Annotated in this window: 26 protein-coding genes; 24 read left to right on the forward strand and 2 right to left on the reverse strand. The window is 37.3% G+C overall.

The features are described 5' to 3' along the window. Nucleotides 1-13: 13 nt before the first annotated feature. From NQ782_RS05025 to pyrF, 22 genes are all read left to right on the forward strand, one after another. Nucleotides 14-442 carry a biopolymer transporter ExbD gene (locus tag NQ782_RS05025; RefSeq protein ID WP_000669684.1) on the forward strand — a complete coding sequence of 143 codons (429 nt, stop codon included), beginning with the start codon at nucleotides 14-16 and terminating at the stop codon, nucleotides 440-442. After that, nucleotides 439-2,166, forward strand: coding sequence for a lipid A export permease/ATP-binding protein MsbA (gene msbA / locus NQ782_RS05030; RefSeq protein WP_001070729.1), 1,728 nt, complete (start codon nucleotides 439-441; stop codon nucleotides 2,164-2,166). Before NQ782_RS05025 ends, msbA begins: the two co-directional genes overlap by 4 nt. Before the next feature lie 2 nt (nucleotides 2,167-2,168). Then, nucleotides 2,169-3,179 (forward strand): tetraacyldisaccharide 4'-kinase, encoded by a 1,011-nt coding sequence (gene lpxK / locus NQ782_RS05035; protein ID WP_000050450.1) that lies wholly within the window; start codon nucleotides 2,169-2,171, stop codon nucleotides 3,177-3,179. 9 nt (nucleotides 3,180-3,188) lie between these two features. After that, on the forward strand, nucleotides 3,189-3,950 hold the full coding sequence (kdsB, locus tag NQ782_RS05040; RefSeq protein ID WP_000680696.1) for a 3-deoxy-manno-octulosonate cytidylyltransferase: 762 nt from the start codon (nucleotides 3,189-3,191) through the stop codon (nucleotides 3,948-3,950). A gap of 11 nt (nucleotides 3,951-3,961) precedes the next feature. Next, entirely contained in the window at nucleotides 3,962-4,942 is a 981-nt protein-coding gene (locus NQ782_RS05045) for a DNA polymerase III subunit delta' (protein ID WP_057092777.1), read from the forward strand. Nucleotides 4,943-4,953: 11 nt separating this feature from the next. After that, a complete protein-coding gene (locus tag NQ782_RS05050; protein WP_001183025.1) occupies nucleotides 4,954-5,295 on the forward strand; it encodes a PilZ domain-containing protein in 342 nt (113 codons plus the stop codon). A 17-nt stretch (nucleotides 5,296-5,312) separates the two neighbouring features. Then, nucleotides 5,313-6,086 (forward strand): TatD family hydrolase, encoded by a 774-nt coding sequence (locus NQ782_RS05055; RefSeq protein ID WP_267581180.1) that lies wholly within the window; start codon nucleotides 5,313-5,315, stop codon nucleotides 6,084-6,086. A 37-nt stretch (nucleotides 6,087-6,123) separates the two neighbouring features. Next, nucleotides 6,124-6,732 (forward strand): TetR/AcrR family transcriptional regulator, encoded by a 609-nt coding sequence (locus NQ782_RS05060; protein WP_000375838.1) that lies wholly within the window; start codon nucleotides 6,124-6,126, stop codon nucleotides 6,730-6,732. 9 nt (nucleotides 6,733-6,741) lie between these two features. Beyond that, nucleotides 6,742-7,296 (forward strand): type II secretion system protein, encoded by a 555-nt coding sequence (locus NQ782_RS05065; RefSeq protein ID WP_000841373.1) that lies wholly within the window; start codon nucleotides 6,742-6,744, stop codon nucleotides 7,294-7,296. Next, entirely contained in the window at nucleotides 7,286-7,666 is a 381-nt protein-coding gene (gene gspI, locus NQ782_RS05070; protein WP_000836912.1) for a type II secretion system minor pseudopilin GspI, read from the forward strand. The genes NQ782_RS05065 and gspI overlap by 11 nt, the downstream gene beginning before the upstream one ends. Then, the gene (gspJ, locus tag NQ782_RS05075; protein WP_000594582.1) at nucleotides 7,666-8,367 is read left to right on the forward strand and encodes a type II secretion system minor pseudopilin GspJ; all 702 of its coding nucleotides are present in this window, start codon (nucleotides 7,666-7,668) and stop codon (nucleotides 8,365-8,367) included. The genes gspI and gspJ overlap by 1 nt, the downstream gene beginning before the upstream one ends. Then, on the forward strand, nucleotides 8,367-9,326 hold the full coding sequence (gspK, locus tag NQ782_RS05080; protein WP_057092779.1) for a type II secretion system minor pseudopilin GspK: 960 nt from the start codon (nucleotides 8,367-8,369) through the stop codon (nucleotides 9,324-9,326). Before gspJ ends, gspK begins: the two co-directional genes overlap by 1 nt. A gap of 229 nt (nucleotides 9,327-9,555) precedes the next feature. Further along, nucleotides 9,556-10,152: a 6-carboxytetrahydropterin synthase gene (locus NQ782_RS05085; protein WP_000908453.1), complete on the forward strand. Its 597-nt coding sequence runs from the start codon at nucleotides 9,556-9,558 to the stop codon at nucleotides 10,150-10,152. Between the two features lie 50 nt (nucleotides 10,153-10,202). Beyond that, nucleotides 10,203-10,916: a uracil-DNA glycosylase gene (ung, locus tag NQ782_RS05090; RefSeq protein ID WP_001177530.1), complete on the forward strand. Its 714-nt coding sequence runs from the start codon at nucleotides 10,203-10,205 to the stop codon at nucleotides 10,914-10,916. Continuing rightward, nucleotides 10,913-12,037: an enoyl-CoA hydratase/isomerase family protein gene (locus NQ782_RS05095; RefSeq protein ID WP_001983908.1), complete on the forward strand. Its 1,125-nt coding sequence runs from the start codon at nucleotides 10,913-10,915 to the stop codon at nucleotides 12,035-12,037. Before ung ends, NQ782_RS05095 begins: the two co-directional genes overlap by 4 nt. A 6-nt stretch (nucleotides 12,038-12,043) precedes the next feature. After that, the gene (gene tadA / locus NQ782_RS05100; RefSeq protein ID WP_001997771.1) at nucleotides 12,044-12,547 is read left to right on the forward strand and encodes a tRNA adenosine(34) deaminase TadA; all 504 of its coding nucleotides are present in this window, start codon (nucleotides 12,044-12,046) and stop codon (nucleotides 12,545-12,547) included. Between the two features lie 69 nt (nucleotides 12,548-12,616). Next, on the forward strand, nucleotides 12,617-13,060 hold the full coding sequence (locus tag NQ782_RS05105) for an SRPBCC family protein (RefSeq protein WP_001246675.1): 444 nt from the start codon (nucleotides 12,617-12,619) through the stop codon (nucleotides 13,058-13,060). Nucleotides 13,061-13,067: 7 nt separating this feature from the next. Next, the gene (gene cmk / locus NQ782_RS05110) at nucleotides 13,068-13,754 is read left to right on the forward strand and encodes a (d)CMP kinase (RefSeq protein ID WP_000218018.1); all 687 of its coding nucleotides are present in this window, start codon (nucleotides 13,068-13,070) and stop codon (nucleotides 13,752-13,754) included. Nucleotides 13,755-13,858: 104 nt separating this feature from the next. Next, nucleotides 13,859-15,532: a 30S ribosomal protein S1 gene (gene rpsA, locus NQ782_RS05115; RefSeq protein ID WP_086230979.1), complete on the forward strand. Its 1,674-nt coding sequence runs from the start codon at nucleotides 13,859-13,861 to the stop codon at nucleotides 15,530-15,532. A gap of 156 nt (nucleotides 15,533-15,688) precedes the next feature. Next, nucleotides 15,689-15,991 carry an integration host factor subunit beta gene (locus tag NQ782_RS05120; RefSeq protein ID WP_000205997.1) on the forward strand — a complete coding sequence of 101 codons (303 nt, stop codon included), beginning with the start codon at nucleotides 15,689-15,691 and terminating at the stop codon, nucleotides 15,989-15,991. Nucleotides 15,992-16,015: 24 nt separating this feature from the next. Further along, nucleotides 16,016-16,381 carry a lipopolysaccharide assembly protein LapA domain-containing protein gene (locus tag NQ782_RS05125; RefSeq protein WP_001269278.1) on the forward strand — a complete coding sequence of 122 codons (366 nt, stop codon included), beginning with the start codon at nucleotides 16,016-16,018 and terminating at the stop codon, nucleotides 16,379-16,381. 165 nt (nucleotides 16,382-16,546) lie between these two features. Further along, the gene (pyrF, locus tag NQ782_RS05130) at nucleotides 16,547-17,245 is read left to right on the forward strand and encodes an orotidine-5'-phosphate decarboxylase (RefSeq protein ID WP_057092781.1); all 699 of its coding nucleotides are present in this window, start codon (nucleotides 16,547-16,549) and stop codon (nucleotides 17,243-17,245) included. Here pyrF and NQ782_RS05135 read toward each other — a convergent pair. Beyond that, a complete protein-coding gene (locus NQ782_RS05135; protein ID WP_001190745.1) occupies nucleotides 17,242-18,153 on the reverse strand; it encodes a lysine exporter LysO family protein in 912 nt (303 codons plus the stop codon). The two genes, pyrF and NQ782_RS05135, sit on opposite strands and share 4 nt — an antisense overlap. A 49-nt stretch (nucleotides 18,154-18,202) precedes the next feature. Beyond that, entirely contained in the window at nucleotides 18,203-19,750 is a 1,548-nt protein-coding gene (locus NQ782_RS05140) for an NAD(P)/FAD-dependent oxidoreductase (RefSeq protein WP_086378397.1), read from the reverse strand. Between the two features lie 121 nt (nucleotides 19,751-19,871). Here NQ782_RS05140 and NQ782_RS05145 point away from each other — a divergent pair, with 121 nt between their 5' ends. Both NQ782_RS05145 and zapE read left to right on the forward strand, forming a co-directional pair. Continuing rightward, nucleotides 19,872-20,891 (forward strand): AraC family transcriptional regulator, encoded by a 1,020-nt coding sequence (locus NQ782_RS05145; RefSeq protein WP_057092785.1) that lies wholly within the window; start codon nucleotides 19,872-19,874, stop codon nucleotides 20,889-20,891. An 83-nt stretch (nucleotides 20,892-20,974) separates the two neighbouring features. Beyond that, the gene (gene zapE, locus NQ782_RS05150; protein WP_000933387.1) at nucleotides 20,975-22,117 is read left to right on the forward strand and encodes a cell division protein ZapE; all 1,143 of its coding nucleotides are present in this window, start codon (nucleotides 20,975-20,977) and stop codon (nucleotides 22,115-22,117) included. Nucleotides 22,118-22,262: the final 145 nt, after the last annotated feature.

Raw genomic sequence — 22,262 nt, forward strand, 5'->3', positions numbered from 1 at the left:
GGTAGATCGCAATATGAAGTTTAAACGTTCTCAAGTTGAAGACATTCATATCAATTTAACACCTATGATTGACTGTTTATTGTTCATTCTAGTGTTTTTATTGTTATCTACCACTTTTAATCAGCCAAGTCGCATCAATTTAACTTTACCAGATGCACAAGGTGTTCCACCAAAACAGTACGATCATAAAATTGAAGTCGTGGTAGACTCTAGCGGACATTACGCCGTGAATGGTCAGGCGCTATCTACCAAAGATGTGGCTGATTTGAGCACTGCAATTAAGCAAATTGCTCAAGAGCGACGTGACTTTATGTTTATCATTGCTGCTGATGCAAAAGCGTCCCACCAGGATGTTATTCGTGTTATGGATGTAGCAGGACAACTCGGTTTTGTTAACATCAATATTAGTACCAAAGTTCCTTCTAGAGGTTTTTCTGAGTGAATCAAGATTTTAAGGTTTATTTGCGTCTCATATCCTATTTAAAACCTTATTGGGGCGTGGCCTTATTAGTTCTTATCGGGTTCGGTATGAACTCAGCAACGGAGGTTTCTGTTGCTAAGCTCATTAAATTTATTATTGATGCAATTCAAAATGCGAGTAGAGCGGATCTGGATTGGTTCCCTTTATTAATCATTTTATTGGTATTCTTCCGTGGCCTTGGCCTATTTATGGGGGGGTACTATACGGCTGTGATCTCGCGTAGTTTGGTTTTTAGTATTCGCCAAGAAGTTTATGCAAAACTTCTAAGACTGCCGGCTCAATATTATCTCGATAACTCTTCGGGTCATATTACTGCCAAAATTATGTATAACGTCGAGCAACTTACAGCTGCTTCATCTGAATCATTAAAAACCATTGTTCGAGATGGCATGATTACGTTGGGGTTGTTAGGTTATTTGTTCTATACCAATTGGCGTTTAACAATTTGTATTATGGTGTTCTTACCTGTAATTGGGATTTTGGTGCGTAAAGCTTCAAAAAGAATGCGCAAACTCTCGATGCAAGTTCAGGATACTATGGGTGATGTTAACCATGTAGTGCAAGAAAGTATTAATGGTAATGCAGTTGTTAAAAGTTTCGCTGGTGAAGAGTCAGAACAAGAGCGTTTCTATAAGTCATCGGAAGAAAACTTAAAACGTGGTTTAAAAATGGTGATTGTGCAAAACCTAAATAGTCCTGTTGTTCAAGTGGTAATGGCTTGTGCAATGGCTCTAATTGTATGGTTAGCATTAAGACCACAAATTTTAGGGAATACAACTGCTGGTGAGTTTGTTGCATATATTACGGCAGCAGGGTTACTTTCAAAGCCTGTTAAAAACTTGACAGATGTGAATGAAAAGTTACAGCGGGGTTTAGCAGCTGCACACTCAGTTTTTGAATTATTAGATTTACCTGAAGAGCAAAATAGTGGTGAACTTAAACCGCAGTTGCAAGGTGCAATTCGTTTTGACCATGTTGTACTTAACTATGCTGACGGTACGCAAGCGATTAAAGACTTTTCTTTAGATATTCGTCCAGGCGAAACTGTTGCATTGGTAGGGCGCTCTGGTGCTGGTAAAACTTCTTTAGTGAACATGTTGGTACGTTTCCAAGAAGTCTCAAGTGGTCAAATTTATTTAGATGATTTGCCAATACGTGATATTGAGCTTTCAAGTTTGCGTACACAAATTGCAATGGTAAATCAGCAAGTTGTTTTGTTTAACCGAACTGTACGTGAAAACATTGCTTATGGTCAGTTACATAATGCAAGTGATGAAGACGTAATAGCTGCAGCAAAGGCTGCTTATGCCCACGACTTTATTATGAACTTACCAAATGGCTACGATACTGTTTTGGGTGCTCAAGGTCTAAATTTATCGGGTGGTCAACGTCAACGTATTGCAATTGCTCGTGCAATTTTGAAAAATGCCCCAATTCTCATTTTAGATGAGGCGACAAGTGCGCTTGATAATGAATCTGAACACTTTATTCAACAAGCATTTGATGAAGCTATGCAAGATCGTACAACGATTGTGATTGCTCACCGTCTATCTACCATTGAAAATGCGGATCGTATTGTTGTGATGGACCGCGGACAAATTGTTGAACAAGGTACTCATCAAGAATTACTTGCTAAGCACGGTGCTTATTATCAATTACATCAGCGTAATTTTGAGGACCATTAAGTATGTCTTTAGCCCAGCTGATCCAAAATGCATGGAATAAGCAATCAAGTTGGTTGATTGTTTTACGTCCTTTGTCTTGCTTGTATCGTGCTGGGTTTTTACTAAATCGTGGTTTTTATAGTTCAGGCTTTAAAAAAGTTTATACCGCACCTGTGCCAGTCATGGTAATTGGCAATATTACGGTGGGGGGAAGTGGAAAAACGCCATTATTAATAGAGCTCGTCAATTATCTAAAGCAGCATAATGTAAAGGTAGGGGTAATTAGTAGAGGCTATGGTGGAGCTGGCCCTTTTCCTATGTTGGTGACATCGGCTAGTCAAGCAGCTGAAGCAGGAGATGAACCTGCTTTGATTGTACAGTCAACTGGCGTACCTATGGCAGTAGGACCCAATAGACAAGTAGCAATCGAGTTATTATTAGCATCGACTAAACTAGATTTAATTATTAGTGATGATGGGTTGCAACATTGGGCATTAGGTCGCCAAATAGAATGGATCGTACTTGATCAAAATCGTGGTCTTGGAAATAGAAAGTTATTACCAGAGGGATATTTACGTGAACCTGTGGAACGTTTAAAAACTAGTACGGTAATTGAGCATACTTTCACACCAACAACTACATTGCATATGCATCTTGATGCAGGGCAGCCTTACTTATTGAATCCTTCTTCGGCAACTGAATTATCATTCAATATTCAAAATAATTACCATGCAGTAGTCGGTATTGGTTTTCCTCAGCGCTTTTACCAAACACTTAAAGGTTTAGGGGTGAAACAATTTCAAGAGCATGCTTTTCGTGATCATCATGATTACAGTATTGATGACCTTCTATTTAATGATGACCAACCTATCATTACAACTGAAAAAGATGCAGTTAAGTTGTTACCATTACTTGAAAAGCATCCAGAATTTAAACGACCTATTTGGGTTGTGCCAGTTAAAGCTGTTTTGTCTACAGAGTGCTATCAGGTTTTAAATCAACAATTGCAAAAGCTTGATATTCAAATATCTTAGGAAGAAAAAATGAAACATATCGTCATTCCAGCACGCTTCTCAAGTTCGCGTTTGCCAGGTAAGCCATTGTTACTTATTCATGATCGTCCTATGATTTTACGAGTGGTGGATCAAGCAAAAAAAGTTGAAGGTTTCGATGACCTATGTGTAGCAACGGACGATGAACGTATCGCTGAAATATGTCGTGCAGAGGGCGTTGATGTTGTTTTAACAAGTGCAGACCATCCATCGGGAACAGATCGTTTAAGTGAAGTTGCTCGTATTAAAGGATGGGATGCTGATGACATTATTGTAAACGTACAAGGCGATGAGCCATTACTGCCAGCCCAGCTTGTTCAACAAGTTGCAAAGCTTTTGGTTGATAAGCCAAACTGTTCAATGTCTACATTATGTGAGCCTATTCATGCGTTGGATGAATTTCAGCGTGATAGTATCGTAAAAGTAGTCATGTCTAAACAAAATGAAGCATTATATTTTAGCCGTGCAACGATCCCTTATGACCGAGATGGCGCTAAGCGAGACGAACCAACTTTACATACTCAAGCATTTCGTCATTTAGGTTTATATGCTTATCGTGTGAGCTTATTACAAGAATATGTTACATGGGAAATGGGTAAACTTGAAAAGCTCGAGAGTCTTGAGCAATTGCGTGTTTTAGAAAATGGACACCGTATTGCTATTGCTGTAGCAGAAGCGAATTTACCACCAGGTGTTGACACTCAAGCAGATCTTGATCGTTTAAATAATATGCCTGTTGAGTCTTTTGAGTAAGCGTTAATTTAATGAATCAGAATGTGACTTCTAAGGTTTATCCGTGGCAACAGACAATATGGGAAACGTTAACAACACGTTTTCCTAATATTGGGCATGGCTTATTATTTTATGGTAAACAAGGTTGTGGTAAACATGCTTTTGCTAAGCATTTCTTAGCGTGGGTACTTTGTTTAAATAAACAACCTCAAGGTGCTTGTGGTGAATGTAGTAGCTGTCAATGGTTAAAATCAGATACGCATCCAAACTATGTTCATATCACGACAGATGAAGAAAATAAAAAACAGAATGCAAAAATTAAAATAGAAAAAATTCGAGATTTATTGCCATTTGTACAACAAACTGGTGAGGGATGGCGTGTTGTTGTTATTGAGCCAGCTGAAGCTTTAAATCTTGCGTCATCAAATGCACTGCTAAAAACCTTAGAAGAGCCAGGTGAACGCGTCGTTTTAATCTTGTTGGCCGATCATTATTTGAAATTACCGGCAACGATTCGAAGTCGCTTACAGCATTTTGCTTTAGACCGTATTTCATATACAGAAGCCACATCTTATCTAAATGAACATTTAGCTGAAACAGTATCTGTACCACCTGAATTATTGCTAGCCCTTTCTAATGATATGCCTTTGCAAGCAGTTGAAATTGCGACTAGTGATTGGTTTGCTAAAAGACAGTCTTTTTTAGAAGACTGGACTAAAATTGTAAATCAAAAAAATATGCCTTTATTTTATTCGGCTAAATGGCAAAAAGAACTCAACTTTAGTGATTTTATGATGCTTCTTGAATACTTGTTAGGGGATTTAATTTGTGTCAAGCTCAATCAATCACAGAAAAATATTGATTTACAGTTCGATCAATTAGCGCAAAACTATAATTTAGAAAGCTTATTCAGTCTTTATGAGGAATTACAGCAATCTAAAAGATTAGTTGAACAGAATGTACAAACACAACTCATCATAGATCAACTTTTTATAAAATTAATGAACGTTTAAGGGGAACACTAATGCAACCACAAATGGGTGGAATTATTCAGGTCAATATTCCAGATAGAGCAACATTGCAAGCAAGTTATATGGGATATGTACAAGGTGGGGGCTTATTTGTACCATCAAAGCAAAAAGTGAAGATGGGCCAGGAAATTTTTATTTTAGCTACGTTACCAGAACAATCACAAAAAATTCCTTTAACTGGTAAAGTAGTTTGGATTTCACATAAGCAAAGTGGATTTAAACCGCAAGGTTTCGCAATTCAATTGAGTGGTGATAAAGGAGTTTACTATAAAGCTGAAGCTGAGCGGATTTTAGCTGGTAGTATGTCTTTAGATCGCCCAAGTTATACCATGTAAGCAGATAGGAAAGAACAGTGTTTGTTGATACCCATTGCCATTTAACAATGTTAGATTTAACGCCTTATAACGGTGATTTAGATCTCGCACTTGCTGCTGCGCGAGCAGAGGGTGTTTCTAAGTTTATGGCAATTTCAGTTGACCTTGATGATCATATTGCTTTAGCTGAAATCGCAAAGCGTCATGAAGATGTGGGGTATACGGTAGGCGTACATCCGTGTGAGGATGTTGATACTATGGCTCGAGCAACGACTGAGTATTTGACTGAATTGGCTCAATCGGAAAAGGTGTGGGCTTTAGGTGAAACAGGTTTAGACTATTACCACAGCACTGACTTTATTAACGAGCAAAAAGATTGTTTTGCTCGTCATATTCAAGCCTCTAAAAATGTTAAAAAACTAGTAGTTGTTCATACACGTTCAGCAAAACATGATACGGTGGATATTATTCGAGCTGAACAATCTACACATGGTATTTTGCACTGTTTTACTGAGGACTGGGAAACAGCAAAAGCTGTATTGGACTGTGGTTACTATATTTCCTTTTCAGGAATTGTTTCATTTAAAAATGCTCAAGATCTACGAGATGTAGCCAAGCAAGTTCCTTTAGATCGGCTTTTGATTGAGACAGATAGCCCTTATTTGGCTCCCGTACCATATCGTGGTAAAACGAATGAACCAAAATATGTACCTTATGTAGCGAAAGCACTAAGTGAGGTATATGATAAGCCAGTTGAGGAAATTGCAAGAATCACCTCGCAGAATTTTGAAAATTTACTTAAAGCGATTTAACTTATAGAAACTATATAAAGAGAGTAATTGCGTGAAGATGGACCGTCAAGCTCAGTTCCGAGCAAGAGAAGCATTAATATTTCAAGTTGCGGAACAGTTGTTGTTAGAAAATGGCGAAGCCGGAATGACACTTGATGTGCTGGCTGCTGAGCTTGATTTGGCAAAAGGTACTTTGTACAAGCACTTTCAAAGTAAAGATGAATTGTACATGCTACTAATTATTCGTAATGAGCGCATGTTACTAGAAATGGTTCAAGATACTGAAAAGGCTTTTCCAGAACATTTGGCTTTCTTTATGTTGCATCATTTGCACCATCCGGAAAGAACAGTGCTGTTTCACCAAATTGAAGAAAAGCTTTCAATTACCGCGCAAGGTGTGCACCATCTTTTTAATGAACTCTACCAAGTGAGAAAGCAGCGCTTACGTATTATTATTCGTATGACTGATCATTATTTAGAATCAATCCAGAGTCATATGACTACACGAGATTACTTAGCTTCAATCTGGTCACTCACTCATGGAGCTGCTGCAATTCTGAATTCAAGCTTTTATCAACGTTATTTGGGTTCAAGAGATACTTTACGAGTAGCCTATATTGACCAGGCATTAGCCTTACCCAAACAAGCAGTTGAGCAGTACGCTTAATAGGTCGATATGAAATCGAATCTACCATTTCAATCACAAAAAGGCTTTACCCTCATAGAAGTGATGGTAGTCATTGTGATTATGACAATTATGACTTCTCTGGTTGTATTGAATATAGGTGGCGTCGACCAAAAAAAAGCAATGCAGGCGAGAGAGTTATTTTTACTCGATTTACAGAAAATTAATAAAGAATCGCTCGATCAATCACGTGTATTGGCTTTAGAAACTCATGGTGAGACAGATGTCTCACCATTTTCTTATGAACTTTATGAATATCACGATCAAAGCACTTTACAAGTACAAGATATAAAAAACCGTTGGCAGAAATATACTGAGTTTAAAACACGGCAACTTCCTGCCCATGTTTCTTTTTCAGTACAACCCTTGGATGACCAGAATTATTCTAAAGCTAAAAATACAGATTTGATTGGAGGACAAACGCCTCAACTTATCTGGTTTGGCAATGGAGAAGCTAAAACCGTTAAAATACAATTTTATTTAGAACAAAAACCGATTGGTTCAGAAATACAAATAGATCACTTGGGTAAAATAAATGAAATCTAAAGGCTTTACCCTCTTAGAAGTTATGGTTGCTTTGGCAATCTTTGCAGTCGCAGCTGTCGCTTTAACTAAAGTGGCAATGCAGTACACGCAGTCCACTTCAAATGCAATTTTGCGAACCAAAGCTCAGTTTGTAGCAATGAATGAAGTTGCTATGATGGAGATTAATCAAGAATGGTTGCAAGGAACCCAAAGTAAGCAAGTAACTTCCCAAGGTGAAACTTGGCAAATTGATAAGTCAGCTCAATCTACTATTAGCCCGAATGTTCAAAAAATTGATTTACAAGTGAGTTTGTATGATCCGGATAAGGGAAAAGTACAAAATGGCATTACTCATATGGTCTTTTTTAATTATTCAGTGAAAGCAAAATAATGATAAAAAATAAATATATTCACATCCGAAGCATTGCTTCTCGCCTTGCAGCACGATCGAGCAGTGCTCGATTAGCTCGCGCCTCAGGATTTACTTTGGTTGAATTGTTAGTCGCGATCGCTATCTTTGCGGTTTTATCTTTATTGGGGTGGAAAATTTTCGATTACTTGCTCAAAGTTCGTGATCGTAATGCCGAACATGAAGTGCATTTATTTGAATTACAAGATGCTTATCAACAAATTCTTCGTGATACTTTGCAGATTATCCCTTTATCCGCAAACCAAGGTGGGCAAATTCATCCAGCTTTAGAAATCGATAATCAAATTTTACGTTTTAGTAAAGCTGGGGTAACAGATCCTTTAAAACAAGGCTTATCACCATTTGAACGAATTGAATATCGTTATGATGCAGATCAAAAAAAACTATATCGTCTTAAATATACAAATTTAAATACTTCGAACAGAGAGCAACCTTTATCGAGTACTTTGTTAAGTCAAGTCGACCAATATCAGATTATGGTTTTGACTCCGCAAGAAGTCATAAAATGGCCCGAGGTTAATATTGATCCAACGAAACCTAATGAGTTAAAAAAATTACCGAAAGGGATAAAAATCCAACTTACAGTCGCTGGTGTAAATTATGAGTGGATTTATAGCTTAAATCAGGGTGACTTATCGCTTTCGCAGGAAGGTAATTCATAATGGCCGTTAGTTACAAACACCAACAGGGTGTCGCTTTACTGACAATACTTATTATGGTTGCCTTGGCTACAATTTTAGCGGCTTCTATTGCCAAGTATCAAAATAATACTATGGAAAATACAGCCTACTTAATGCGCCAAAATCAATCTTTGCTTTATGCAAAAAGTGCAGAAGCCTTTTTTTCAGAATTATTAATTCAAGATGCAAATAATGCAGGTGGAGTAGATCATTTAAAAGAGACATGGGCACAACCTATGCCGCCGTTTTCTATTGAAGAGGGTTCAGTATCTGGTCGTTTGCTTGATGAGTCTGGTAAATTTAATTTAAATAATCTAACTAACGGGGAAGGCATTGTAAATGAAGATGCTAAAAGTTGGTTTGAACGCTTATTGGTACGTGTGGGATTACCAGCCGAATTAAGCCAAGCTGTGATTGATTGGCAAGATCCAAATGATGAGCCAACTGGGCCAATGGGGGCAGAAAGTAGTTATTATGAAGGTTTGGATCCAGGTTACATGGCTGCGAATACTAAATTCCATCGTATTGAAGAGTTAAAGCTAGTGAGAGGCTTTGATGGAAAAAAATTTGATCTAATTGCTCCATATATTTCTGCTTTACCAGAAAATTCGAAGTTAAATATTAATACTGCTTCGCCATTGGTTTTAGCAAGTATGGATGAAAAATTAGATATAGGAGCTATCGAAAGAGAATTACAGACACGCCAACAAAATTTAAAGTTCTTCCAAAATGTAGATGAATTATGGCAATTGAATGCTTTTTCAGCGGTTGATAGTCAAAAGAAAAATCAAGTAAATAGCCTTATTGATGTTAAATCCAGCTTCTTTCAAGCTCAGATTGAAGTTGTTCTAAATAATAGGAAGCGACAGTTTACTAGTGCTTTAATGAGAAAAGATAAACAAGTATATGTTTATTCAAGAAGCATGGCTCCATTTAACTAAATAAATTTATTGATATTTTTTCTGAGTCTGTAATACTTGAAACTTATTAATAAAAGGGATGAGGTCATACTTCTGTATAGGCAGTATTTAAAGTAAAAATCAATATCTTCAAAATTTCTTCACATCTCTTATCATACTTTTTGCTAATTGTTTCTATTTGAAAAGTGGTGCGAAGTTTTTATCTTTTGCTTTATAATAATGTTCTTAGAAGGAATGATCGATTTGGCACATGTTAATTCGTAAGTTATTTAAGTTTGAAAATGCACACGTTGTACGTAACTGTACATCGGATCGTTGTAAGCGATCTATTCATGGGCATAGTTATAAAGTCGAGTTATTACTTAAAGCTTCGAAATTAGATCATGGACAAATGGTATATGATTTTGGGCTGTTAAAAGGCGTAATTAAGGACCTTTTCGATAGCTTTGATCATGCGATTTGTTTCTGGGAAAAAGATGATCCACAATATATTGATGCTTGTAAGACTTTTAGCGCGCGTTGGATCTCTTTACCAGTTTCGCCATCTGCTGAGCAATTTTCTCGAATCTTCTTCTATTTAGCTCAGCAAGTATTACAATCTACTGTTACCCAAAATGGGGAAGGTGATGTTGAAGTCTATTCAGTGATTGTTCATGAAACCGATACAGGTTATGCCCAAAGTTTTCTTGAGGATATTCAAAATGAACAAATGGGGCTGTTAAACCTTGAGGGAATTATTTTTTCAGAACAAGTCCAATCCGAATGGGCTGATCCAAATATGTATGAAAATTTAAAACAAGGGATTAAGTTTCATAATCCGCATGTTAACTTACAAGTAGAAGTGTAAGTTAACTTCCTTTTGTTTGTAGAAATGAAAATTGATCTAGGATGACATTAATGCAATTAACTGAGCAACAGCAAGACAAACTCAGTAAAGTTCAATTAGAAGAAAGCTGGAAAAGATCATTAACTCCATTTTTACTGAGTCCTTATATGGATAGTTTAAGAGACTTTTTGTTTCAACAAAAACAGGCTCAAAAAACCATATATCCACCAAGTAAACAAATATTTAATGCTTTAAATATTACGCCGTTAGAGCAGGTGAAAGTCGTTATATTAGGGCAAGATCCATATCATGGTCCAAATCAGGCAAATGGCTTAAGTTTCTCGGTTCAAAGAGGGGTTGCATTACCACCATCTTTACGTAATATTTTTCATGAACTACATACAGATTTAGGTGTGCCAGTTTCTCGTCATGGTGATTTAACCAAATGGGCTGAGCAAGGCGTACTTTTATTAAACAGTGTACTTACTGTAGAAGCAGGGCAACCCACATCACATCAAAAACAAGGTTGGGAAGAGTTTACTGACGCAGTAATTGATGTTTTAAATGAACAACGTGAACACATTGTTTTTATTTTATGGGGTGCTTATGCACAACGTAAAGGACAACGTATAAATAGAGAAAAACACTTGGTTTTAACTGCTGCACATCCATCGCCACTTGCGGCTAATCGTGGTGGTTTCTTTGGTTGTAAAGTGTTTTCCAAAACAAATCAATATTTGAAACAACATGGCATTGAGCCCATAGACTGGCAATTGGACGCATGATGAACTCTCCCAATGTAAATAGCTATCATCCGGATTTGGTAGTTGAAGAAGCGAAAAATGGTTGGCGTATTGTACGTTTGAATCGACCTAAATCATTACACGCTTTAGATGAATCAATCGTAACGGCTCTATTACGAGTATTTGAAGACTTCCGTGATGATGAGCAAGTAAAAGCAATTTGGTTGGACTCGACTACACCAAAAGCATTTTGTGCGGGTGGAGATGTACGCAAATTACGTCAGCTGGTAATTAATCAGGAAGTAGAAACCGCAAATAAATTTTTCCAGCAAGAATATGCTTTGGATTTATTGTTACATAACTATGCTAAACCGGTTGTTGTTTGGGGTGAAGGCTATGTAATGGGTGGTGGTTTAGGCTTGTTTATGGCTGCACCTTTCCGTTTGGTTACACCATATTCACGTTTGGCTATGCCTGAAATTAATATTGGTTTATACCCTGATGTTGGAGCAAGCCGTTTCCTTGCTGACCGTGGGCAAATTGGTTTATTTACTGGTTTGACAGGTTCTATTATGACGGCTGCTGGGGCATATAGCATTGGTTGGGCGACGCATATTTGTGAAGCACAACGTGATAATGTTCTACAGAAAGTACTCAATATTAATTGGGCTCACTATCCGGCAGGTGATTTCCGTGCAATCGATGATACTTTAAATAGTTTACATCGACCGGTTGCAGCAGGGCCATTACAAAATTCGTTAGACGTTATACATAGTGTTTGCCGTGGTTCAAGCTTTGAACAAGACTATCAAGCGATCGTCAGCTTGCGAGATGCAAGCAGTGACTGGTTGCGTCAAGCGAGTGAAAACTTACAAAAGGGCTCGCCTAGTACGGCAGCAATTACTTGGTTGTTATGGCAATGGGGTAAACAAGTTCATTCTTGGGATGAAGTTTTTGATTTAGAAGCGCAAATCTCTGAATGGAAAATTCGCCATCCTGACTTTGTGGAAGGCGTACGTGCTCGTTTAGTCGATAAAGATTTATCGCCAGAATGGAAAGCATGTGAAGACCTTACATTACGAGGTATTTTGGCCGATGATCCACCGATCACGACGATTGATAGCTGGAATGCATTACTTAGACAATATGGCGTAGTGTCATAATCAATAATGTCTAAATTTAGTGATGAGTATTGGATGCAGCTTGCTTACGAGCAAGCTGAATTAGCAGCCAAGCAGGGGGAAATTCCTGTAGGAGCTGTAATCGTGAGTCAAAACAAGTTAATTGGAGCTGGTTTTAATGCTCCAATTGGTTTATCTGATCCTACGGCTCATGCAGAAATTCAAGCTATTCGTGCGGCTTGTGAGTCATTGAAAAATTATCGTTTACCTGAAGATGCGACTTTGTACGTTACGCTTGAGCCGTGCACAATGTGTGTGGGAGCATTAGTACATGCAAGAATTAAACATGTCGTATTTGGAACAACAGAACCTAAAGCTGGCTCACTCGTGAGTGCACGTCAATTATTAGAAAATGGTTATTACAACCATAAATTTACTTTTGAGCATGGATGTTTACATGAAAAATGTGCTCAACAGTTAAGTCTTTTTTTTAAGCAAAGACGTGAACAAAAGAAACAAGAGAAACAACAAAAAACGTCCTTAAATGATTAAAAAATGTCATGAGGTTATGGCACACTAATGCCGTTTCATTGACATGATTTATTTAAATAAGGAACTTTCATGCGTAATGTAATTACTATACAAAAAGAATTTAATGCTCCTCTTAGTGATGTCTTTAACCTGCTTTCTAAACATGCAGCTTACAACACTGCATTTGCTCCACTACAAGTTGTGCGTGTTAAAGATTCGGCAGATCCTGAAAGACCTGATGGAGTGGGTTCTGTTCGTCGTATGGGGTTTGGCGTGATTAAACCACTTAAAGAAGAAATCACGCATCTCGAAGAAAACAAACGTATTGAATATAAACTGATTGATAATCCTCTAGTGAAACACCATTTAGGTCGAATCGAGTTCTCAGAAATTACTCCTTATATTACTTTGGTTACGTATCGTATCGAATTAACCGCAAAAGCTCCTGTTGTAAGTAAATTAATTCTTGCACAGCTAAAACTAGCGATTACACTAGGCTTTTCGAGATTAGCTAAAGCATTTGCTTCTTCGTGAGAGTTCAATGACAGTTCAAATTATTACTATTGATGGTCCGAGTGGTTCGGGTAAAGGAACATTAGCGGCGAAACTTGCTGCGTATTATCAATTTCATTTACTTGATTCGGGTGCCTTATATCGTTTGTTAGGGTTGTCATTACATAAACATGATTTATTGGAAAAATTAGATAGCCATTTAGATGAGTGTGTTAACTATGCTCGTCAGCTTAATATTAAGTTTGAAACCTCGGCAGAGGGAACATTAGTTTTCCTCGATGGGGAAGATGTAACCCAAACTATCCGTACAGAGCGAGTTGGAGAATATGCATCTAAAGTTGCAGCAATACCAGAGCTCAGACAAGCACTTTTTGAGCGCCAAAGAGCATTTGCACAAACTCCGGGATTAGTTGCAGATGGCCGAGATATGGCAACATCAATTTTCCCGGAAGCTAATGCTAAAATTTATTTGACTGCTTCAGCTGAGTCGCGTGCTGAGCGAAGAGTAAAACAGTTGCAGGGTATGGGGCTAGATGCTAAAATAAACGACATTTTAGCTAATATACAAGCGCGTGACAAAAGAGACATGGAGCGAGAAGTAGCTCCTCTCAAGCCAGCCGCAGATGCTTATATTATTGATAGTTCGGAATTAACGATCGATCAAGTATTTAAGTTGATGGTTGATTACGTCAATAGCCGTACTGTTAGCAACTAAGATTATCAGTTGACGCATAGCTTGATCAGTCTATAAAGACTATGTTGATACTTAACTAAACCGGCCTTGTCTGATCCAAGACCGCTGACTTTATCAGGTATATCATGACCGAATCTTTTGCAGCCCTCTTTGAAGAAAGTGAATTAAACCTCAACGTTGAAAAGGGTGCAGTCATCCAAGGTGTTGTTGTAAACATCGATAGTGACTGGGTTACTGTTGACACTGGCCTTAAATCTGAAGGCATTGTTGACCGTGCTGAATTTTTAAATGAACAACGTGAACTTGAAGTTCAGGTTGGCGATACTGTTGACGTAGTTGTTGAAGCTCTTGACAACGGTATGGGTCAAACAGTTTTATCACGTGAAAAAGCTAAACGTGCTGAAACTTGGACTAAACTTGAAAAAATCTTTGAAGATGGCGAAATCGTTACTGGTGTTATCTCTGGTAAAGTTAAAGGCGGTTTCACTGTTGACATCGGTCCTGTTCGTGCGTTCTTACCAGGCTCATTAGTTGACACTCGTCCTATCCGTGACACAACTCACCTTGAAGGTAAAGAGTTAGAGTTTAAAGTAATCAAGCTTGATGCTAAACGTAACAACGTTGTTGTATCTCGTCGTGCTGTTATGGAAGCTGAATCTTCTGCTGACCGTGAAGCATTACTTGCTCAACTTGAAGAAGGTCAAACAGTTACAGGTACTATCAAAAACCTTACTGATTACGGTGCATTCGTTGATCTTGGCGGTATTGATGGTCTTCTTCATATCACAGATATGGCTTGGAAGCGTATCAAGCACCCTTCAGAAGTTGTTGAAGTTGGTCAAGAAGTTACTGTTAAAGTACTTAAGTTTGACCGTGAACGTAACCGCGTATCTTTAGGCCTTAAACAATTAGGCGAAGATCCATGGTTAGCGATCATGAGTCGTTACCCTAAAGGTTCTATCGTTAAAGCACGTGTTACTAACTTAACTGACTACGGTTGTTTCGCTGAAATCGCTGAAGGCGTTGAAGGTTTAGTACACGTTTCTGAAATGGACCACACTAACAAAAACATCCACCCATCTAAAGTTGTTCAGATCGGTGACGAAGTTGACGTTATGGTTCTTGAAGTTGACGAAGAACGTCGTCGTATCAGCCTTGGTATCAAACAAACTCGTGCTAACCCATGGGAAGAGTTTGCTAAGTCTCATGAGAAAGGCGAAAAAGTTTCAGGTACAATCAAGTCTATCACTGACTTTGGTATCTTCATTGGTTTAAATGGCGGTATCGACGGTCTAGTTCACTTGTCTGATATTTCTTGGAACGAACAAGGCGAAGAAGCTATCCGTCGTTACAAGAAAGGTGACACTGTTGAAGCAGTTATCTTGTCTGTAGACGCTGAAGGTAACCGTATCAGCCTTGGTATCAAGCAATTGAACAGCGATCCGTTCAATGATTTCTTAGCTGCTAACGAACGTGGTGCTTTAGTTAAAGGTATTGTAACTGCAGTTGATGCTCGTGGCGCAACTGTTAAGTTAGCTGACGAAGTAGAAGCTACTCTTAAAGCTTCTGAAATCAACCGTGACCGCGTTGAAGATGCAACTAAATTCTTAGAAGTTGGTCAAGAAGTTGAAGCGAAAATCATCAACGTTGACCGTAAATCTCGCTCTATCAACTTGTCTATCAAAGCGAAAGACGAAGCTGAAGAGAAAGAAGCAGTTGCTAACTTGCGTACAGCATCAGCTTCTCAAGACAATGGTCCTAAGACTATTGGTGACTTGATCAAGGCACAAATGAAGTAATAAGTTAACAAAGTACAGTTTCATGTAACGAAATTGTACTTTTTATACAAATTACTGTAAACGGTAGCGTAGTATTCAACATACTGCGCTACCGTTTTGTATTTAAACAGGTTATTATCAAACGACTTAGAGTAGTAATAAATAACGAGGTCGTAGATGACTACTGAAGCTCTTAATAAGTCTGATTTGATTGAACGCATTGCGCTAAAAAATCCACACTTGGCTGAACCATTGGTGGAAGAAGCGGTTAAGATTATGATTGACCAAATGATCGAAGCTCTTTCGTCTGACAATCGTATTGAAATCCGTGGTTTTGGTAGCTTTGCATTACACCACCGTGAACCTAGAGTTGGTCGTAACCCTAAAACAGGTAAGTCAGTAGATGTTGCAGCGAAGGCTGTTCCACATTTTAAACCAGGTAAAGCACTCCGTGATGCAGTGAATGAATCTGGAAAATAAATAAAACTCATAAGTGGGGTGCCTATGCGTTATATTCTAATTGCATTACTCATTATTGTATTTGGCTATTCTTTAGCACTTGTTTTACAGAACCCAACAGAACTTCCTGTTGATTTATTATTTACTCAAGTTCCTGCAATGCGTTTAGGTTTATTATTGTTGCTTACCTTAGCGCTTGGAATTGTAGTTGGGCTTTTATTAGGTGTACAAGTTTTCCGAGTTTTCCAAAAAAGCTGGGAAATCAAACGCCTTCGCAAAGATATTGATCATTTGAGAAAAGAACAAATTCAAAGTGCTCAATTGGCTGCAGCAGAAGCAGCTGCAAATGTAAGACACGAAAAAACTGTTGTAGATATTTATCCGCAAGATAAAAACTCTACTCCTTTATAATTTTGGTACTACTCTTTATCTAGTCATAAAGAGTAGTATTTTCCCTTCTATATTCCTCATTATCCTTCTAGTTTAAAATCACTATTTCCTCATTTAAGAACTTGGTTCAATAGATTTCTTTATTACTGGCTGACTTGTCTATTATAATAGCGCTGATTTTATGTGATGGAAGAAAGTCTCTTGAGTATCATTGTTGCGTTGGACGCTAAAAGCCAATATGACGCTTTAAAAATTGTTGAACAACTTGATTCTACTTTATGTCGCGTAAAAGTAGGTAAAGAGCTTTTTACTCATGAAGGCCCATCTGTTGTAAAAAAACTTCAAGAAGAAAATTTCGAAGTTTTCCTAGATTTAAAATTCCATGATATTCCAAATACGACGGCTCAAGCTGTATGTGCTGCCGCAGACTTAGGTGTATGGATGGTTAACGTACATGCATCAGGTGGCCGTAAAATGATGGAAACCTGTGTGGAGCGTTTAAAAGCAGGTAATTATCAAACACAATTAATTGCCGTAACAGTTTTAACTTCAATGGGCCGTGAAGATTTAAAAGATATCGGGTTAGATATTGAACCTGTAGAACAAGTTAAAAGATTGGCGAAACTTACTAAAGAAAGTGGTTTAGATGGTGTAGTTTGTTCTGCTCAAGAAGCTAAAATTCTTCGTGAGTTAATCGGACAAGATTTCTCTTTAGTTACTCCGGGAATACGTCCTGAGGGTAGTAATGCAGATGACCAAAAACGTATTGTAACTCCGAAACAGGCAATGCTTGATGGATCTACACATTTAGTTATTGGTCGTCCGATTACTAAAGCAGAAAATCCAACTGAAATGTTGAAATCAATTCTTGCTTCAATTGCTTAAAAGTTTAAAAACACAGTAATTAAAAGTGGAGCGAGTAGACTTAAGAGTAAGCCGCTCATCATGGCATGTGGTACATAATGTGTGCCACATGACTGTTTTACCATTGCTAATGTTACATCCATTGAGGTAGCGCCAGCACTTGAAATCGCTGGACGTGGAAAACGCCAACCCATTGTATACATGAGTAAAATTGCAACTATCTCTCTAAATAGATCTGTAAGCAAGGCAATCCCACCTAACTCAGCTGAATGTAGCTGTGTAAATAAAATACCTGACATTGAATACCAACCATAGCCTTGGCCCAAAGCTAATATTTCATTAAGTGTAAACTCATGACCAAGTAAGGAATAGTTGAGAAACCCAGCTAAGCACGAGCCTATAAAGGCGGCCAAAGGTACAATAAGAATTTTCCAGCTTAACCATGTGCGATTAAAATGAGTAAAAGCAAGTTCAATTCCGATTAAAAAAATAAAAAGTAATAGTAAATACCAACTATTAAAGGGAATATGGGTGTGTAATTGGGTAAGAAGAATTCCTAAAATCACGCCTATTGTTAAAGCTAGAAATGCCTTGGCAATATTTTTTAATGCATTCATAAAAAGTTGAAGTGAAATTTTCCCTTTAACACTTTCTTTATCAAAAATTGTATAGGCGAATAAGCAAGTAAAAAAAGAACCAAGAGAAGTGGTTAATGCAATTAATAGAGCAGGTGGAAGTATAGTAGAAGGATTATCAATTTGGTCAAGGGCGAGTGTTAGTTCTAAAGCTACACTGGTTAGTAAAATATAAGAAAAATAAGGCAGGATTTTAAAAATAAAATGCCGAATATTTAGTGAGAGTTTAGGACCTAGAAAATAACCAAATGCTAATACAAGAAAAATTTGAATAATGAGACTAATGGACTGCATATAATAATAGATAGATCGTTATCAACCTATCTATTATGTATTGAACATATTATGCTGCATAGCTCTGTGAGCATTTATTTAATAACAAATAATCTTTAGGATTAACTTTACGAGTGTCTAGCCAATATTTCCATGTATAAGTTGGCCATAAAGAAAAGTTCTTTCCATCGGCAGCTTGATACCAGCTGCTACACCCACCAGCTTGCCATACAGTACCTTGAAGTTGTGTTTGTATTCTTTCATTGAAGGAATCCTGAACTTCCGGTTTAATTTCTATAGCGTGCTGTCTATATTTTTCAACCAGATCAATAAGCTGTAAAATATAATTAACTTGTGACTCAATCATAAATATAATCGAATTATGACCTAAAACGGTATTTGGCCCGACCAGTTGAAATAGGTTAGGAAAATTCTTGGTCATAATTCCATAATAACTTTCTGCACCGTTTTTCCAGGCCTGTTTCAATTCAATTTGATTGCGACCAATACATGTAAAATGTTTTAAATAAATACGTGGATCGGTAACAAAACCAGTTCCATAGATTAAACAGTCAATTGGTCTTTCTTTTCCATCCTTTGTAATAATACTGTTCTCTTTAATTTCTTGAATACTCTCGGTCACTAATTCAACATTTTTACGGTTAAATGTAGGGAAGTATTTATTTGAAATAAGAATGCGTTTACAGCCCATCACAAAGTCTGGTGTAAGTTTCTTGGCTAAATCTTTATCTTTAACTTGGAAACGTATAAATGCCTCAGCTAATTTTTGCCCATATTTCATGATTTGCGGCTGAACTATAGGAACAACGCGAGATTCATTACTCCAATAAAGGCGACTACGATGAATTTGCCGATAGAAGTTTGATTTTTTAAATAGAGCTTTGCTCAAATTAGAGTATTTACGCTCATCTCGTGGGATAACCCAAGCTGCTGTACGTTGGAATACATATAATTGCTTAACGTCTTTTGCGATTTCTGGAATATATTGAATTGCACTACCACCAGTACCAATGGAAGCAACTGATTTACCTTCTAGACTGTAGTCATGTTCCCATTGGGAAGAGTGAAAAACTTTACCCTTGAACTTTTCAATACCTTGAATATGAGGGATTTGTGGAATATGTAGTGGACCTGATGCAAAAACTACAAATTGTGCTTCGAGAGAAGGTTGGTTTGCAAAATCTAGTGTCCATATATGGCGCACTTCATCATACTGTACATGAGTAACCTCATGGTTAAACTTACAGTAGTTTTTAATTTGATATTGATCGGTTATATCTTGGATATAATCGAAAATTTCAGGAGCTTCTGCATAACGTTTTGACCAGTCAGTTTTAGGTGCAAAAGACAAAGAGTACATATGTGATTGAACATCACACGCAGCTCCTGGATAGCGGTTTTCACGCCAAGTTCCACCGACATCATTAGATTTTTCTAAAATAAAAAAATCTGATTGTTGGCTTTGTAACAGACGAATAGCCATGGCAAGGCCACCGAATCCAGCACCAATAATTGCGATTTTAGTTTTTTGAATAGCATGTTGTTTTGCGTTTAGCATTGGAAATCCTGCATATGCGGTAAAGAGGATTGCAGGCAAGACTAACGTTTTTTAAACAGTTTAAACATGATTGTATCGACGTGAAAATTGATAGATTCGGCAATTAATTTTATCACTTCTTTATAGTAAAACATTTCAGTCTAGGGAAATTGATAAAAGAATGAAAAGATCGGCACTTGGTTTAATCTATTTAATTCAAGGAATGCGCAATGCGGGCATTGATGTCGACTCACGTTTGGCAGATATAGGTATTAAAGTAGATTCCTTGGACCCAAGCTCAACAATTCATGACAGTTTGGAATGGGATATACAGCAAATTATTAGTGAGAATGTTGACCCAGAGAAAGGATTATTTATTGGACAACATTACGCATTGGCAGGTTATGGTCCTTTACTCATGTTACTTGTGACCAGTCATGACATACAAACGGCGTTAGAAAAAGGCATACAGTATCAAAAGCTTACTCATTTATTTGGTACTTTGAGCTTACAAGAAACTGAAAATCACATCATTTTGAACTATTTACCGGTCGATTTAAAAACAGAAATCGGTTTACTTCGTGCCCAATGCGAAATTTCGGGTACTTATAAGTTTATTCAGGATATTTATACCATGATGGGCTTAAAAATGCCTGATATGCGTATAAATTTACCATTTCCGGAACCCTCTGATCCAGATACCGTTGCTCAATATTACGCATATTATGGAGATGATCTACATTTTAATTCTACACATGCAGCATTTAGCCTAAGTAAGAATATGCTGGAAATAAAAATTCCTTCAGCAGATATTATTACTCATCGTATCTATGAGGCTAAATGTATTAAAGAAATAGAAAGATTAAATGAACAAGATCATCAAATACCGCCTATTATTCAATATGTGCAAGATTATTTAGAGCTACAACAAGGAATTATCCCGAGCATGGCGGAAACCGCTTTTGCTTTGAAAATGCCTGAAAGGACATTAAGGCATCAATTGCAGCAGCTTAATACGAGTTATAAACAAATTCGTGAACAGATTATTAAGAATAAGGCGCTTAAACTTATGGAATATAAAGAGTATTCAATAGAAGTTATTGCAGAAGCACTTGGTTATTCTGAACCTGCCGCTTTTAATCATGCATTTAAAAGATGGTTTGGACAGAGTCCTCGGCAATATGGAAAAGAGTTTTACTGAGTGTAACTCTTGATGCTAAAAGCTAATGTGGTCGGACAAAATGTTCGCTATACTCTCTTCAGTTAAAATTGAAATAAAATGATATGTTAAATTTAAAATCTTCTCATAGTACTGCATTTACTCCGTCTTCCCCAGCAGAGCGCTATGCTGAGGCATTGGCTTCAGGCCAGTTTATGGCAGATGAGGCACAAGCACAGGCAGTGCAAGAATTAGATCGTGTATGGAAAGAACTTTTAAATCGTTATAAGGCTTCTAAAAAAGCTTTCCGTCGTTTCCGCCGCCAAACTTCTCCAAAAGGTGTATATATGTGGGGCGGTGTAGGACGTGGCAAAACTTGGCTTATGGACCAATTTTATGAGTCTGTACCATTTCGCCGTAAAACACGTATGCATTTTCATCACTTTATGCAACATGTTCATAAAGAGTTAAATAAACTTTCGGGTCAACGTAATCCACTCGATATCGTAGCTGATCAAATTTATAAAGATGCTGTCGTTATTTGTTTCGATGAGTTTTTTGTCTCGAACGTAACTGATGCAATGATTTTGAGTGACTTATTCCAAAAGTTATTTGTTCGTGGTGTAACACTCATTGCAACCTCAAACATTGCACCAGACGGTTTATATAAAAACGGGATTCACCGTGATCGTTTTATTCCTACAATTGAAATGGTTAAAAAGAACTGTGTCGTTTTAAATGTAGATGCAGGAGTGGATTACCGTTTACGTGTTTTAAAACAGGCTCAATTGTTTAAATCACCATTAGGTAATGAAGCTCAAAGCTGGATATCAGAGCGTTATACTGCTTTAACTCATACTCAAACAAATTCTCATGAACCGATTGTGATCAATAACCGTGTTGTTGAAACCCTAGGGCATACGGAAGATGTTTTATGGTGTGAGTTTTCTGAACTTTGCTTAAAGCCCCGTAGTCCAGCAGACTTTATTGAAATTGCCAATATTTATAATACGGTTTTGGTCAGCAATGTTCCTCACTTAACAGACTTCTTGTCTGAAGGCACACGTCGTTTTATCTATCTAGTCGATGAATTTTATGATCGTGGAGTGAAACTACTTTTAACCTCTCAAGATAGTATTATTGATATCTATCAAGGCGAGAAATTGGCTTTTGAAATTGAGCGTACTCGTTCACGTTTATTAGAAATGCAGTCAGATGAGTATTTGCATTCTGAACATCGACATATTGATGCGACTAAAACTTCTTAAGAAATCAGATATGAAGAGCGCTCTAAATTGAGCGCTTTTTATTGAATTTAATTAAAATATGTTTTAATAAAAAATATAAAAAACAATGATTTATAAATTTAATTTAATTTGCTTGCAATTCAAATTGCATAGAATTTAAAATCAA

Origin of the sequence: Acinetobacter sp. BD54, from assembly GCF_044778325.1 — a bacterium.
GTDB lineage: Bacteria > Pseudomonadota > Gammaproteobacteria > Pseudomonadales > Moraxellaceae > Acinetobacter > Acinetobacter baumannii.

What these genes read in the sequence shown, in the direction of transcription:
- NQ782_RS05025 (WP_000669684.1), top strand. Translation starts at nt 14, where the DNA reads ATGAAGTTTAAACGTTCTCAAGTTGAAGACATTCATATCAATTTAACA.
- lpxK (WP_000050450.1), top strand. Translation starts at nt 2,169, where the DNA reads ATGTCTTTAGCCCAGCTGATCCAAAATGCATGGAATAAGCAATCAAGT.
- kdsB (WP_000680696.1), top strand. Translation starts at nt 3,189, where the DNA reads ATGAAACATATCGTCATTCCAGCACGCTTCTCAAGTTCGCGTTTGCCA.
- NQ782_RS05045 (WP_057092777.1), top strand. Translation starts at nt 3,962, where the DNA reads ATGAATCAGAATGTGACTTCTAAGGTTTATCCGTGGCAACAGACAATA.
- NQ782_RS05050 (WP_001183025.1), top strand. Translation starts at nt 4,954, where the DNA reads ATGCAACCACAAATGGGTGGAATTATTCAGGTCAATATTCCAGATAGA.
- NQ782_RS05060 (WP_000375838.1), top strand. Translation starts at nt 6,124, where the DNA reads ATGGACCGTCAAGCTCAGTTCCGAGCAAGAGAAGCATTAATATTTCAA.
- NQ782_RS05065 (WP_000841373.1), top strand. Translation starts at nt 6,742, where the DNA reads ATGAAATCGAATCTACCATTTCAATCACAAAAAGGCTTTACCCTCATA.
- gspI (WP_000836912.1), top strand. Translation starts at nt 7,286, where the DNA reads ATGAAATCTAAAGGCTTTACCCTCTTAGAAGTTATGGTTGCTTTGGCA.
- gspJ (WP_000594582.1), top strand. Translation starts at nt 7,666, where the DNA reads ATGATAAAAAATAAATATATTCACATCCGAAGCATTGCTTCTCGCCTT.
- gspK (WP_057092779.1), top strand. Translation starts at nt 8,367, where the DNA reads ATGGCCGTTAGTTACAAACACCAACAGGGTGTCGCTTTACTGACAATA.
- NQ782_RS05085 (WP_000908453.1), top strand. Translation starts at nt 9,556, where the DNA reads ATGTTAATTCGTAAGTTATTTAAGTTTGAAAATGCACACGTTGTACGT.
- ung (WP_001177530.1), top strand. Translation starts at nt 10,203, where the DNA reads ATGCAATTAACTGAGCAACAGCAAGACAAACTCAGTAAAGTTCAATTA.
- NQ782_RS05095 (WP_001983908.1), top strand. Translation starts at nt 10,913, where the DNA reads ATGATGAACTCTCCCAATGTAAATAGCTATCATCCGGATTTGGTAGTT.
- tadA (WP_001997771.1), top strand. Translation starts at nt 12,044, where the DNA reads ATGTCTAAATTTAGTGATGAGTATTGGATGCAGCTTGCTTACGAGCAA.
- NQ782_RS05105 (WP_001246675.1), top strand. Translation starts at nt 12,617, where the DNA reads ATGCGTAATGTAATTACTATACAAAAAGAATTTAATGCTCCTCTTAGT.
- cmk (WP_000218018.1), top strand. Translation starts at nt 13,068, where the DNA reads ATGACAGTTCAAATTATTACTATTGATGGTCCGAGTGGTTCGGGTAAA.
- rpsA (WP_086230979.1), top strand. Translation starts at nt 13,859, where the DNA reads ATGACCGAATCTTTTGCAGCCCTCTTTGAAGAAAGTGAATTAAACCTC.
- NQ782_RS05120 (WP_000205997.1), top strand. Translation starts at nt 15,689, where the DNA reads ATGACTACTGAAGCTCTTAATAAGTCTGATTTGATTGAACGCATTGCG.
- NQ782_RS05125 (WP_001269278.1), top strand. Translation starts at nt 16,016, where the DNA reads ATGCGTTATATTCTAATTGCATTACTCATTATTGTATTTGGCTATTCT.
- pyrF (WP_057092781.1), top strand. Translation starts at nt 16,547, where the DNA reads ATGGAAGAAAGTCTCTTGAGTATCATTGTTGCGTTGGACGCTAAAAGC.
- NQ782_RS05135 (WP_001190745.1), bottom strand. Translation starts at nt 18,153, where the DNA reads ATGCAGTCCATTAGTCTCATTATTCAAATTTTTCTTGTATTAGCATTT.
- NQ782_RS05145 (WP_057092785.1), top strand. Translation starts at nt 19,872, where the DNA reads ATGAAAAGATCGGCACTTGGTTTAATCTATTTAATTCAAGGAATGCGC.
- zapE (WP_000933387.1), top strand. Translation starts at nt 20,975, where the DNA reads ATGTTAAATTTAAAATCTTCTCATAGTACTGCATTTACTCCGTCTTCC.